This window comes from Enterobacter sp. Crenshaw, from assembly GCF_024734705.1.
GTDB lineage: Bacteria > Pseudomonadota > Gammaproteobacteria > Enterobacterales > Enterobacteriaceae > Enterobacter > Enterobacter asburiae_B.
The window spans coordinates 2,306,938-2,320,380 of sequence record NZ_CP102932.1 but is presented as its reverse complement, the minus strand read 5'-3'; the positions used below and the strand labels follow the sequence as shown (position 1 = coordinate 2,320,380).

14 protein-coding genes are annotated in these 13,443 nt (G+C 56.9%); 2 read left to right on the top strand and 12 right to left on the bottom strand.

Annotated features, from left to right (window positions below):
- Window positions 1-51 precede the first annotated feature (51 nt).
- Both NWV12_RS11140 and NWV12_RS11135 read right to left on the bottom strand, forming a co-directional pair.
- Window positions 52-492, bottom strand: a complete 441-nt coding sequence (locus NWV12_RS11140) for a GNAT family N-acetyltransferase (RefSeq protein ID WP_047653305.1) — start codon at window positions 490-492, stop codon at window positions 52-54.
- 12 nt (window positions 493-504) lie between these two features.
- On the bottom strand, window positions 505-975 hold the full coding sequence (locus tag NWV12_RS11135; protein ID WP_048981355.1) for a GNAT family N-acetyltransferase: 471 nt from the start codon (window positions 973-975) through the stop codon (window positions 505-507).
- 117 nt (window positions 976-1,092) lie between these two features.
- Between NWV12_RS11135 and NWV12_RS11130 the strand changes: the two genes are divergently transcribed.
- A complete protein-coding gene (locus tag NWV12_RS11130; RefSeq protein WP_039262465.1) occupies window positions 1,093-1,641 on the top strand; it encodes a GNAT family N-acetyltransferase in 549 nt (182 codons plus the stop codon).
- Here NWV12_RS11130 and NWV12_RS11125 read toward each other — a convergent pair.
- The 9 genes from NWV12_RS11125 to sad form a co-directional block, all read right to left on the bottom strand.
- Complete coding sequence (locus tag NWV12_RS11125) at window positions 1,629-2,543, bottom strand: bestrophin family protein (protein WP_048981356.1); 915 nt, start codon at window positions 2,541-2,543, stop codon at window positions 1,629-1,631. The two genes, NWV12_RS11130 and NWV12_RS11125, sit on opposite strands and share 13 nt — an antisense overlap.
- A 200-nt stretch (window positions 2,544-2,743) precedes the next feature.
- Window positions 2,744-4,195, bottom strand: a complete 1,452-nt coding sequence (locus tag NWV12_RS11120; RefSeq protein ID WP_048981357.1) for a tagaturonate reductase — start codon at window positions 4,193-4,195, stop codon at window positions 2,744-2,746.
- Window positions 4,196-4,313: 118 nt separating this feature from the next.
- Window positions 4,314-4,841, bottom strand: a complete 528-nt coding sequence (locus NWV12_RS11115; protein WP_029741258.1) for a GNAT family N-acetyltransferase — start codon at window positions 4,839-4,841, stop codon at window positions 4,314-4,316.
- A gap of 83 nt (window positions 4,842-4,924) precedes the next feature.
- Entirely contained in the window at window positions 4,925-5,890 is a 966-nt protein-coding gene (locus tag NWV12_RS11110) for a sensor domain-containing diguanylate cyclase (protein WP_039262472.1), read from the bottom strand.
- A 119-nt stretch (window positions 5,891-6,009) separates the two neighbouring features.
- Window positions 6,010-7,449: a GGDEF domain-containing protein gene (locus tag NWV12_RS11105; protein WP_045888374.1), complete on the bottom strand. Its 1,440-nt coding sequence runs from the start codon at window positions 7,447-7,449 to the stop codon at window positions 6,010-6,012.
- Between the two features lie 113 nt (window positions 7,450-7,562).
- Complete coding sequence (locus NWV12_RS11100; protein ID WP_045354969.1) at window positions 7,563-7,919, bottom strand: DUF4186 domain-containing protein; 357 nt, start codon at window positions 7,917-7,919, stop codon at window positions 7,563-7,565.
- Window positions 7,919-8,821 carry a glutaminase B gene (glsB, locus tag NWV12_RS11095; RefSeq protein WP_196238747.1) on the bottom strand — a complete coding sequence of 301 codons (903 nt, stop codon included), beginning with the start codon at window positions 8,819-8,821 and terminating at the stop codon, window positions 7,919-7,921. Before glsB ends, NWV12_RS11100 begins: the two co-directional genes overlap by 1 nt.
- 86 nt (window positions 8,822-8,907) lie before the next feature.
- Complete coding sequence (locus NWV12_RS11090) at window positions 8,908-10,497, bottom strand: methyl-accepting chemotaxis protein (protein WP_048981358.1); 1,590 nt, start codon at window positions 10,495-10,497, stop codon at window positions 8,908-8,910.
- Window positions 10,498-10,619: 122 nt separating this feature from the next.
- Complete coding sequence (sad, locus tag NWV12_RS11085; protein ID WP_048981359.1) at window positions 10,620-12,008, bottom strand: succinate-semialdehyde dehydrogenase; 1,389 nt, start codon at window positions 12,006-12,008, stop codon at window positions 10,620-10,622.
- Window positions 12,009-12,106: 98 nt separating this feature from the next.
- On the opposite strand from sad, the gene NWV12_RS11080 reads away from it, so the two are divergent.
- Entirely contained in the window at window positions 12,107-12,985 is an 879-nt protein-coding gene (locus NWV12_RS11080; RefSeq protein ID WP_048981360.1) for a LysR substrate-binding domain-containing protein, read from the top strand.
- Here the strand turns inward: NWV12_RS11080 and NWV12_RS11075 are convergent.
- Complete coding sequence (locus NWV12_RS11075; protein WP_029741250.1) at window positions 12,939-13,421, bottom strand: GNAT family N-acetyltransferase; 483 nt, start codon at window positions 13,419-13,421, stop codon at window positions 12,939-12,941. The two genes, NWV12_RS11080 and NWV12_RS11075, sit on opposite strands and share 47 nt — an antisense overlap.
- Between the last annotated feature and the right edge of the window lie 22 nt (window positions 13,422-13,443).

Genomic DNA, 13,443 nt, shown 5'->3' with positions numbered 1-13,443 from the left:
TATGTATCAGCGACGCAGATACAGTGTGATACAAACCCAGGCGTTGTCGCCTTAAAGGGAGAGGCGATAGCGGACGTAGTCGTCAGCCTCACCATATTTGTCATAAAGTTTTCGCGCCGGGTTATTCTCCCGGGTGACCCAGTACAGTTTTGACCACCCTTCGCGCTTGCCTTCCTCAATCAGAGCATCAATGAGCGCCTTACCGGCTCCCGCCCCGCGTTCGTCGGCATCAACAAACAGATCTTCCAGGTAGCAAACGGGGGCCGTTGACCAGGTTCCTTCGTGCAGAATGCACATCGCGAAACCGATGACCTTTTCATCCTTCTCTACCACGCGGCAGAACATCGTGGAATGCGCTGAGAGCGCCCTTTCCCATGTCGATGCGGTGACGGATTCCTCGAGGTAACAATCATAAAAATGGGTATAGCCATCCCACAGCGGTCGCCATTGGGAATAATCGTCTTCACGTAGAGATCTTACCGTGACAGCCATGTGTTCCTCACATTACAAGTCGATCGCCATTTCAAAACAGCGTAAATCAGCCCCTGCCATACGCGAGTGATGATAGTTTTCGCGCAGCGTGACAAACCCCAATTTCTGATAAAACGACTGGGCGTTAGGGGTTGCATCCAGCCTCAGGCGGGTTATCCCCCGGCTACGGGCTTCATTTTTGAGCGCCTCGATAATTCGGGTCGCCATGCCTTTACCGAAGGCCGCGGGCAAGGTGAATATCGCCTCCAGACAGTGGGTATCCAGATCCAGATAGCCGGTCGCCGCAACGTCGCCCGTTTCATCTTCCACCACGTAAAAAGGGTATTCAATGACCATCTGCCGATAGCGTTCGGGCATGAGATCCGGCGTCCAGCGCGCAATGACGTCAGCGTCGTAGCTGGTTTTACAGCCGTGACGAATCGCCTGATTGCGAATATTCCAGAGTATTTCGGCTTCCTGTGGGTTGGCCCGTCTTAATGCCATGCTGACCTCTGCAATTGTTAGTAGTATGGGAAAAGTGCTCGCTGGGATAGAGTGCCGTAAAGATGAAAATACCAGAACGCAAACAAAAGCATAACGCTTAAATATGGAGATCCGCGGATGACGATACCGACGCTCACGACAGAACGCTTATTGCTAAAACCGCTGGTTGCCGAAGATGCGGCCCAGATACAAAAGCGTTATCCGCGCTGGGAGATCGTCCGCTATATGGTCTCTTCCGTGCCCTGGCCCTACCCGGATAACGGCGCGGAAAACTATGTCAACAACGTGGCGCTGCCGGATATGGCAAAAGGGATCGCCTGGTTCTGGAGCATCCGCCGTCGCGAGGTGCCGGATGAGTTGATGGGTATTATCTGTTTGTATGACGTCGAAGATAACAACCGTGGATTCTGGTTGGCCCCGGAGTTTCAGGGCCAGGGATACATGCGCGAGGCCAGCATTGCCGCGACGGATTACTGGTTCAATACGCTAAACAAACCCGTATTACGCGCCCCGAAAGCCGCCGCCAACAGCCGCTCCCGGCGTATTTCAGACAGTAGCGGTATGCGGCTTATCAGGACGGAAAAGAAAGCCTACGTCAGCGGCATGCTGGATTCCGAACTGTGGGAGATCACCCGCGACGAGTGGAACGCCCGTCAGGTCAGCTGATAATACTTATCCGGCATCAGCCTTTCCGGAATGTTCTCTTCACCGTTCATCTGCAGCAGATCGCGTTCCATCATGTTGCAGATGGCGTCCAGCGGCAGATCGTTATCTTCTGTACCGAACGGGTCTTCCAGCTCTTCCGCCAGGGTGTCCAGCGAGATAAAGGTGTAGGAGATCAGCGCCGAGACAAACGGCGTCATGTAGTGCAGATCTACAACCAGCGCGAACGGCAGCATGATGCAGAACAGATACACAGTGCGGTGCAAAATCAGCGTATAGGCAAACGGCACCGGCGTAGTCGCAATGCGCTCGCAGCCGGAGAGGACGATGGACATATCGTTCAGACGGTTGTTCAGGCTGTGGAACAGGATGTCTGAAAGCTGCCCGTTACGCCGCCGCACGGCCAGCCACTCCCCCATGATCAGTAAAATGCGGTTCGCCGGCGAGTTGGCGCTCATCACGTGACGTAAATCGTCCGGAGCAAGATAGCGAGAGAGCTGTTCGGCGTTCAGGTCCCGGCGCAGGGTCATGCGCAGGCAGTTGGCAAAAGCTATCTGCAGGCGGACAAATTCCCCCAGGTGCTTATCGTCAGGCAAGGTGTTTTTCACCTCGCGAAATAGCGAGCGTGCCGCTATCATCAACTGCCCCCACAGCAGGCGAGCCTCAACATAGCGTGAATAACAGGCGTTGTTTCTGAAACCGAGAAAGATAGCGATCGCCACGCCGAGAATGCTAAATGGCGCCACGGTAAATTTGATGCCCAGCGAGGTATACCACGGCAGCATCAGGATAACGGCGATTGAAAGCAGGAAGTTCAGCAGCAGTCGGGTGTAAATTTTGGGAAGTACCGAGCCGTGCCAGACAAAAATCAGTTGTAGCCAGTGCTGTTTAGGACGAACAATCATAGTGAGTTTCAGGAAGGAAAAGAGCGTGGCTATTAAACGTGATCTCCCTTACGGTTGCAAGCATGTTAACGGGACATTGAATTTTATGACCTGCTTAGCGATAACCGCACGGAGCTGCATGCGGTTTTAAAGAAAGAGCACATAGTATGTTGTAACTAAAATGAGATGTAATTAAACCCGGCCGAAGCCGGGTAACGTCATTAGCAAAGGGGGTTCACCGCTGCGTGCATTCCCTTCAGGAGAATGGCGTCAAGATCCAAAGTCACCTGGTCGACAAGCCCGGTGACCTGCGTGAGATCCTGTTCCCAGTGCTCGCTCACGCTCAGTACGGACTGCACCAGCTCACGGGTGCTCAACTGCTGGTCGCGATGCTGCGCCCACAGCTGTTGATAACGTTCCAGCCAGAATGCATCATCCTGCACCGGGTAGTTCTCCCCGTTACGTTCCGCGCGGTAAAACGCTATTAATGCAGCCAGCGCGAACGTCAGACGTGCAGGCAATTGTCCGCTTGCGTTCTGCCCTGCCAGCAGCTGCGGCAGGATGCGGGTGCGGTATTTGGTCATGCCGTTAAGCGCAATGGAAAGCAGCTGGTGTCTGATGTAAGGGTTGCGAAAACGCCCTGTTACCGCGCTGGCGAATGATTCCAGCTCGTCACGCGGCAGATCGAGGACCGGAATAATCTCCTGATAAATCGCTTTTTCGACAAACGCGCAGATCTCGGCATCATTCATCGCCTCGCCCACCGTATCCAGCCCGGCCTGGAATGCCACCGGCACCAGCGCAGTGTGTGCGCCGTTCAGGATAGCGACTTTGCGCTCTTTGTAGGGCCTGATGTCGTCGACAATCAGCACATTCAACGGGTATTTATCCAGACGAAGTTCCTGAGCAAGGGATGCCGGCCCCTGGATAACGAACAGATAGAAATGTTCAGCCGTATCCAGGAAACCATCGTGATAACCCAGCTCAGCCTCCAGCGTGGCCGCCTCGTCGCGCGGATAACCGGTCACGATACGGTCAACCAGCGTCGAGCAGAAGCTGTTTGCCTCGTTAAGCCACTGGATAAAGGCGGCAGGCAGCGCCCACTCCCGGGCATAGCGCAGGACGAGTTCACGCAGCGCGTCACCGTTGTAGTCAATCAGCTCGCACGGAATGATGATCCAGCCTTTATCCGCTGCACCGTTGAAGTGGCTAAAGCGCTCAAACAGCAGTCGCGTCAGCTTCGCCGGGTAGCTCACCGCAGGGGCATCGGCGAATCGGTCACCCGCGTGGTAGCTGATACCCGCTTCGGTGGTGTTCGAGAAAACAAAGCGCATGTCCGGATTGTGCGCCAGTTTCAGGAACGCATCATACTGGCCGTAGACGTCGATCTCCCGGTTAACCGAGCGGATAAGACGGCTCTCACTCACCGCTTCACCCTGCCCGTTCAGGCCGCGAATGATAGTGGTATAGAGACCATCCTGAGTGTTCAGCGACGGCGGGAAGTCGCTCTGAATAGGACGGACGATAACCACACCGGCGTTAAGATCGGTATGTTCATTTAGCAGGTCAATTTGCCAGTCGACAAAAGCACGCAGGAAGTTGCCTTCGCCAAACTGAATAATGCGTTCCGGGTATTGAGCACCGGGAAAATCACGACGGTTGAGCGTGTTCACAAGAGGGTTCCTTTTATGATTAGTCATACAGCCTGATAAGATTGGTACGATAACTTATCAAAACTTAACGACCAATAACCCTGTTTTGATCAATCCACGGCGTAGTTGTACAAAATAATCATAAGAACTTATAGAACACGGACGTGGCCGTCATGGCGCCGTCCGGCATCAGGGCATAGCGCGGGATCTCCCCCACCTTTTGCCAGCCGGCACGCTGGTAGAACGTCTCGGCGCCGCTGCCGGTGGAGGTATCGAGCACCAGAACCGAAATATCTCTGGCCCGGGCCTCCGCTTCAAGCGCTTCCATCAAGGCCATCGCGGCACCTTTCCGGCGCGCTTTCTCGTGAACCAGCAGCTTCGCCACATCGGCGCGATGCGGCTGGTTTTCCGGCTGGTCGACGATCAGTTGCACCGTACCGATGACGCCGTCCTGCGGGTCGACACAGGCCAGCACCAGACGCTCGTTGCGCCCTACGCTTTCAGCGATTCCGCGCCAGAACGAACGAGCCTTATCCAGACTAAAGGGAAGCACAAAGCTGACGGATGCCCCGCCGTTCACACAGTTTTCGAGGATCCCGGCCAGCGCATCAAGATGGGTGAGAATGTCGTCTCGGGTGAGGTTTTTGATTTGCAGTGAGGTATTCATTGTTTTTTCCTTACGTTGAATACCGTCACTGTGCATTTAACATCTTCTTAACGCAAACGGATCGGACATACGCTTTTGTTATGTTACCGGGAGCGCTGTCGCTGCTGTTTCATGGCATACATCTTTTCATCGGCCTCTTTTAACCACTGCTGCAGGTCGTTGCCGTTATGATCGAATTCACTGAGCCCCCACGAGAAATGGAGCGACCAGGGATGTAGCTTGCGGGCGTTATAGTTTTCTACCTGCTCGGCAAGATACTGCATGGCAATCCAGGCGCCCTGCTCATCCGTATCCGCGAACAGCACGGCGAACTCGTCCCCGCCAAAACGCACCAGCAGATCCGCTTCGCGGAAAGAGGCGCGCATCAGCTGCGCCATCGCTTTCAGCGCCTTATCCCCCTCTTCATGCCCGAAGCGATCGTTAATTTCCTTAAAGCGATCCAAATCCAGCCAGCCGAGCGTGAGCGGCTCAGCGCGACGCCGGGCAACGGAAAGCGTGAACCGCACGAGCTGATTAAAGCCCCGACGGTTGAATAACCCGGTTAATTCATCCGTGGTCGCCGCGCTGATGGCAGCAAATTCATCTTCCGCCAGCGCGCCAAGGTCACCCAGCACGGCGAGGTCGGCGGCAGAAAACTCGCGGGGAGCGTAATCAATCAGGCACAGCGAGCCAACGCTTGCGCCGTCGCGCAGGCGCAGCGGGAAACCCGCGTAAAAACGCACGCGAGGCTCACCGGCCACCAGCGGGTTATCCGCAAAGCGATCGTCCTGAAGCATATCCCCCACCACCAGCGGCGCTTCGGTGAGGATCGTATGCCCGCAAAATGAGATATTGCGCGGAACGCTGCCGGGCGCCTGACCGTCAGCCGACTTCACGATTAGCGAATGCTCATCAATGAGATTGACCATCGCCAGCGGCACCTGGAAGAATCGTTTTGCCAGACGCGTTAAGCGGTCAAACGCCGGGGAACTGTCGATCTCAAGCAGGCCTGATTCTCGTAGCGAGTTGAGTCTGTCTGTTTCATTTTCAGGGGTTGCAGGTGCTTTCATAATGTCTCCTGACGTAAAGCGTTACTAAAAGCGTAGCTTAAACAGAGACATTGTCAGTGTTCTGACATCCTGTTAAGCCGCTTACTATTCACGTCAATGCCTTATGACGATTAACGCAGCTATGTTTCACTCCCGGAGGGCGCGGCAATCTGCTCGTCCGCCACCCGGGCGCTGGTACGGTTTCGACCCGCTTTTTTTGAACGATAGAGATGATCGTCCGCTTCGGCCATGAGCTTGTTGAAGACCTCGGTCAGCTGCCAGGACTCAGCCTTTCCGCTGCCGAGGCCAATGCTGACCGTCAGATAGAGCGTCTGGTGACGCCATGTAAAAGGATGGCCGGCAACGGTGGATCGGATACGTTCAGCCAGTTCAAAACCGTGCTGCGCGTCGCCTGAATTGACCACCACGGCGAACTCTTCCCCGCCCATGCGCGCCACCATGCCGTCTTCGCCGACGACCTGCTGAACCTGTCGGGCAAACGACGCCAGCACGCGGTCTCCGCACTCGTGGCCGTAGTTATCATTAATGCTTTTGAAATAATCAATATCCAGCAGCATGACGGTCAGAAAACGCGTGTGCCGGTACGTCTCTTCATGCTTTAACGCCTCATAAAGCCCGGAACGCGAGTAGACGTGCGTTAAAAAGTCATAATCCGCCCTCAGTGAAACCTGGCGGATCAGGGAATTAATCGCCGCCATGCTGACGGATACCATCACCGGACAGATCGCCATCGTGGCGATCCCCAGCCGGGCTGAAAACATCATTGGCGTCGTAAACGGCGTCGCCACGGCGATATTAATAATCGAGTTGGCGACCAGAATAATTTCAGTGGCGCCCGTGATAAACGTCAGCAGACAGGTGGCGGGCAGCGAGTAGCGAACCGCACACCAGATAAGCGCAGGCAGAGGAAAGGAGAGGCTCCCCGCTCCGCCAATCACCACCGACGCGATCACCGAGACGATCAGCGCAATTACCGGCAGCAGCTGCTCCAGACGTAGCCTGAGCTCACGCCCTGGCATGCGTAACGTGAGCATACAGGGCACAACAAGCACGCCGGTTGAGAACTGCTCGCTAAACCAGTCGGCAAATAGCGGCCAGAAGGTATGACTGTCAATCCCGACCGACCCTACCGCGCCGAGCAAGGCGCAAAGCAGCGCGGCAATCAGACAGTAGTTAAACAGGCGTAATGCGTTAAGCGGATCGGGGGTTTTCTTCATCAGCCGCTTGTCGCGCTGAACCAGCACGGCGACGACGACGATAAAGATCATGTTTGACAGGTTGATCACCACGGAGGCCATACCCCAGTTGGTCGTTACCGCGTCGTACAACAGCATCGCGACATAACATACCGCGTAGTAATGCAGGCGATTCAGGTAAACATAGCGGGCGAAGATCCCTGCCATGACGCCATTCAGCGGCCAGAACAGCGACAGGGCTTCAACGAGCCGTAATTCCGCGCCCACAAAATAGAATAAGGTTGTAAGGATGAAGATCGTCGCTGCATTTCGCAGCGGCGTGTCAACCTGGAACGGCCTGAAAGCGGTAAGAGCAGAACGCATTAAATATCATTCCATATGAAAGCTTATGGCAATTATTGCGGTCGTCAGCATGATCGGGACTAACTTGGGATGCATCTATAACACAAATACCACGGGAGCATAACTCGTCAAATTTAGGCGTTCATCTGCAGCACCAGCCAGTGATGGATGACGCTGACGATATAATTTTGTTGCTGCGCCGTGAGCGTTACGCCCTGTGGAATGTTATGCCATTTTGCCAGACAGCCCCGACAACAGGTAGCGGTGGCATGCTGGGCGATAAACACCGGGTGACCGCGCATGGGCGTCTGTTTACCGTCGTTGGCGGGGTGCGCGGGCGCAAGGCGCTTTTCGACAAAATCCGCGGCGTGCCGATCAATGGTTTCGGGGCCTTTGTCCCAGCAGTACTGTCGTTCCTTATCGCCCAGGCGAAAGCGCGAGCGAAATGTCGATCGCGCCAAGCGGGAAAAGAGAGGATCCAGATCGGACATTAGTATACGGAACGTCCCAGGCGCTGGGTAAGTTTCTCCAGAACCGCCACGCCGGCAAGGGAATTTCCCGTTTCATCCAGTTCCGGGCTCCAGACGGCTATCGCCATTTCATGCGGCACAATCGCCACGACCCCGCCGCCAACGCCCGATTTAGCCGGAAGGCCAACGCGCCAGGCGAACTCGCCGGCGTTTTGATACATCCCGCTGGTGGCCATCAGCGCGTTAACCTGCCGGGCCTGAAGCGGAGAAACCACCTCCTGATCGAGATGCGGCGCGTGCCCCTGGTGCGCAAGGAACAGGAACGTCTGGGCCAGCTCAACGCAGCTCATTTTCAGGGCGCAGTAATGGAAGTAGTTTTGCAGCACGGTCGCCACGTCGTTGTGGAAATTACCGAAGGATTTCATCAGCCACGCGATAGCCGCGTTACGGGCGGAGTGTTCAAACTCCGAGCGTGCCACCACCGCATCATAGGCAATATCGTCAACGCCCGAGAGCTGGCGAACAATCTCCAGCATTCGCTGGCGCGGTGCGCTGAGGCGACTTTGCAGCATATCGCAGACCACCAGCGCCCCGGCATTAATAAAGGGATTTCGCGGTTTACCCTGTTCAATCTCGAGCTGAAGCAGCGAGTTAAAAGGCTGGCCGGAAGGATCTTTACCGACACGCTGCCAGATCTCTTCTTCTTCATACTGGCGCATCGCCGCAACCAGACTCAGCACTTTCGAAATGGACTGAATGGAAAAACGCTCAGTCGCATCGCCTGCCTGGTATCGCTGTCCGTCAATGGTACAGATAGCAATCCCCAGCTTGTTCCCGCTCACCGAGGCAAGGGCCGGAATATAGTCGGCAACCTTCCCCTTTCCAATTAACGGACGAACCTGCGCCAGAATCTCGTCCAACATCTCATTATGGATGACCGCAGCCACACTTTGCTCCTTGCCCTCAGGCTAAAACGGGCTGCGAGTATAACAGAGGCTTATGTATTGCGTCAGGCGCTAAGACGAAAACGCGAAACGGCCTGCAATAAAAGATCGGATTGCTTTTGCAGCCGCTCAGAGGCATCCGAGGCGTCTGAGACCAGCAGGTCCGTCTGACGGGAGACCTGATTCAGCACCTGAAGCTGGCGCGTCATCTGGTGAATACTGTCTCCCTGGCTGAGCGTGGCGGTTGAGATCTCATTAAGCAAACTGCTTAAATTGCCCACCAGGCCGGTGACCTGCTGCAGATTCTCTTCCATCAGGTTAACGGCGCGGGAACCGTCTTCAATGCCCTGCAGCGAGCGGTTGATCAGCTCCTGAATGGTCTGCGTCGAGTGGCTGCTTTTTCTGGCCAAAAGCCCGACTTCCCGGGCGACGACGGCAAAGCCGCGCCCCTGGTTTCCGGCATGGGCCGCCTCGATGGCGGCATTCAGCGCCAGGATGTTGGTCTGAAACGCCACGCTGTCGATCATCGCCACGATCCCGCGCATCTCAGAAGATCGGTCGACGATCGCCTGCATAGACGCATTCACGGTAGACATCATCCGGTCGCCGCCCACGGCCGCCTGCCGCGCTTCATCGGCCCGCGAGCTGGCGAGCCTGGCATAGCCGGTATTCCCTTCCACATGGCTTTCCAGCGCCGCGATATGCGCCGTCACATCCTCAAGCTCTTTCGCCTGGCGCGCTGACTGCTGATACAGCTTCTGGTTACCCTGCGCAAGGGAGTCAATGTTCTCCACCATCGTTGCGGTGGCATGGCTGACCTGCGTCACCAGCTGCTGCAGACCGTGCTGCATCGTCGCAATACTGTCGCTAAGCTGACCTATCTCCCGGTTAAAGCGCATGACGGTCGGCGGCGTGCCGGAGAGATCCCCTGCCGCCAGCCGGTTAATATGCGCAATCAACCGACGCAGCGGCGTAATCACCCATCTGGACATGCCGAACCAGACGACAACCGCGATGGCAAGCAGCAGCACCGGCGCAAACAGGAACAACGTTTGCAGGCCGGAGAGCTGTGCCATTAGGCTCTGGCGCCCCTGCATGGCCTGCTTCTCGCTTGCCTGCTGATAACGCGCATAGTTGTCGTTAAAATCAGACTGAAACGCCTGAGCCGGTACGGCAAAAAACGCGTCGATGGTGTTGGTCTTAATCAGACCTTCAGCCTGCTCGTTTATCGCGCCGTAAAAAAGCTGATAACTGTTCACCAGGGCATCGTCTTTCGGCGGATTCAGCGCCAGCCAGGCCTTCCACGCCTGCTGAGAAACCGCCAGCGCCTTTTGCGCATCATCCATCAGGCTGTGCCAGCTCCCGTCGGAGCCGGTCTCTTTATCCTGCATAAACCAGACGCCGGAGCGGTTAAGCAGGTCGCTTGCCGCCAGCAGGGAAACGCGGGCCAGATCCAGCTTGCTCTGCTGCTGCCAGGCCAGCAGGTTTTGCTGCTCGTTGCGCTGGGCGTCGTTCAGGGAGGCGTTAAGCAGAAATGAGGAGGAGAGCTGCAGCGCGGAGAAAAGGCCAATAATGCAAAAGATACCCGTCAGCAGGCCAAAGTGACGAGGGGTGAGACGCTGCGCAATACGGCGAAAAATTTGCGTTAGGTTCATAATTATCTTCATTAACAATGCGTTAGACGCGAGCGAGTCTACGAAATGAAAATGACAGAACCATTGCAGATAAATGACAACGGCCCTCGTGATGAGGGCCGTAATCACAGGCGGGCAATAAATTACACGCGATCCTTCCACACCGTCTGCACGTTGCAGAACTCGTGCAAACCAAAGTGGGAAAGCTCGCGGCCAAAGCCGCTTTTCTTCACGCCGCCGAAGGCCACGCGCGCGTCGCTGGCGCTAAAGCCGTTGATAAACACGCCGCCGCACTCCAGTTCGCGGGAGAATTTATCCGCAAGCGCCGCGTCAGCGGTAAAGACGGTGGCGGACAGGCCAAAGTCGCTGTCGTTGGCAAGCGCCAGAGCGTGCTCCGCGTCTTTTGCGACAGTCACGGCCGCGACCGGACCAAACAGTTCCTGGCGAAACGCCATCATCGACGGGGTAACGTTGGCCAGCACGGTTGGCGCGTAGTAATTGCCCTCTCCGCTGATTTTCTCTCCGCCCAGCAGCAGCGTTGCCCCTTCGGCCAGGGTGGCCTGCACCTGCTGATGCAGCTCATCGCGCAGGTCATAACGCGCCATCGGGCCCAGGTAGTTCTCTTCTGCTTCCGGCGCGCCCATCTTTAACGCGGCGACGGCGTCGACGAAGCGGCGGGTAAAGGTATCCGCAATCCCCTCTTCCACAATGAAGCGTTTGGCCGCCGCGCACACCTGTCCGGTATTCTGATAGCGACCCGCCACCGCCGCCTTCACGGCTAGATCCAGGTCGGCATCGTTAAGGACGATAAACGGGTCGGAGCCGCCCAGCTCAAGAACGCATTTTTTCAGCGCGGCTCCTGCCTGCGCGCCAATAGCCGCACCGGCACGCACGCTGCCGGTGACGGTCACCGCCGCAATACGGCGATCGTTAATCGCCTGGCTTACGCCGTCATTGGTGGCGTTCACCCAGCCGAATACGCCTTCAGGGAAACCGGCATCCGCAAAGATCTGCCCAATAAGATCCGCAGAACCTAGCACGTTTGGCGCATGTTTCAGCAGATAGCTGTTACCTGCCAGCAGGATCGGCACCGCGCCGCGCAGCACCTGCCAGAGCGGGAAATTCCAGGGCATTACCGCGAGAATCGGGCCCAGAGGACGGTATTCAATAACCGCGTTGTGGTTTTCCACCAGCGTAGGCTCCTCACGCAGCATCGCCGGGCCGTGCCCGGCATACCAGTCGCACAGAGCTGCGGATTTTGCCACTTCCGCCCGCGCCTGCAGGATGGGTTTCCCCATTTCACGGGAGATCGTCTGCGCCATCTCTTCCGCGCGGTTTCGCAGCGCGGCGCCGAGATCCAGGAGCTTCTGCGCCCGGTGGGACACGCTTTCGCGTCGCCACTGGCGATACCCCGCGTCAGACTGAGCAATCGCGCGTTCAACCTCTTCCGGTGTCGCCCAGGGATACGCAGCGAGGGTTTCTCCCGTTGCCGGGTTAACGGACAGGGCATGTGTAGCAGATGAATATTTCATGATGTTCTCCACGCATTTCGGTTGATTCATTGTGGCTCACTCTGCTATTTCTTAAAAATGAATAATACTAACCACCTTATTCACGAAACGAGAATGCTATGGACCTAACCCAGCTTGAAATGTTTAACGCCGTTGCGCTGACGGGCAGCATCACCCAGGCGGCGCAGAAGGTGCATCGCGTGCCGTCTAACCTGACGACCCGCATCCGCCAGCTGGAAGCCGATCTTGGCGTTGAGCTGTTTATTCGTGAGAACCAGCGTTTGCGCTTATCCCCCGCCGGACATAACTTCCTGCGCTACAGCAGGCAGATCCTCGCCCTGGTGGATGAGGCGCGCATGGTCGTCGCGGGTGATGAGCCGCAGGGGCTATTTGCCCTCGGCGCGCTGGAAAGCACCGCCGCGGTGCGCATTCCCGAAACGCTGGCGCAGTTTAACCAGCGCTATCCGCGCATCCAGTTTGCCCTTTCTACCGGGCCATCTGGGACGATGATTGATGGCGTACTGGAGGGAACCCTCAGCGCCGCCTTTGTCGACGGGCCGCTGTTGCACCCGGAGCTGGAGGGCATGCCGGTCTACCGGGAAGAGATGATGCTGGTCACGCCTTCCGGGCACGCGGAGGTCGCCCGCGCCGCGCAGGTCAGCGGCAGCGACGTTTACGCCTTTCGCGCGAACTGCTCGTACCGTCGACATCTGGAAAGCTGGTTTCATGCGGACAGAGCCACGCCCGGCCGCATTCATGAGATGGAGTCCTATCACGGCATGCTCGCCTGCGTCATTGCGGGCGCGGGCATCGCGCTGATGCCGCGCTCGATGCTGGAGAGTATGCCGGGACATCATCAGGTTGAAGCCTGGCCGCTGGCGGAAAACTGGCGCTGGCTTACAACCTGGCTGGTGTGGCGGCGCGGAGCGATGACCCGCCAGCTGGAAGCTTTTATAGCGCTGCTAAACGAACGTCTTCAACCAGCGCCTTCTCCATAAACAGGCTGAGCGGATCGTCAGCGTACGGGGCAAACGCCGGACGCAAATCGTACCCGCACTGCTCGTACAGGCGAACCGCAGCGCGCTGTTTGATGCCCGTCTCCAGCCTTACCGTGTGGCAATGGCGGCTCAGGGCCTCATCTTCCAGAGCGGCCAGCAGCGTCTCGCCGAGATGCTGCCCGCGATGGGCCGGATCGATATAGACCCGCTTCATCTCTCCCGTTCCGTCGCCGTTGAGCACGATGGCTCCGCAGCCTACGGCGTGCAGCTGCTGGTCACGAATGACCATCAGGATCAGCGAGGCTTCCGGCAGCGCGGACAGGTCGAGCAGATGGTTGCTTTCGGCGGGATAGAGTTCGCTCTGGTAGCGGTCAAGCGCCGCGATCAGGTTGAGAATGTCCGGGTGACGTGCAGATTCAGAGGTAATGGAATACATGGCAGGCTCCTTGCTGTTTTTA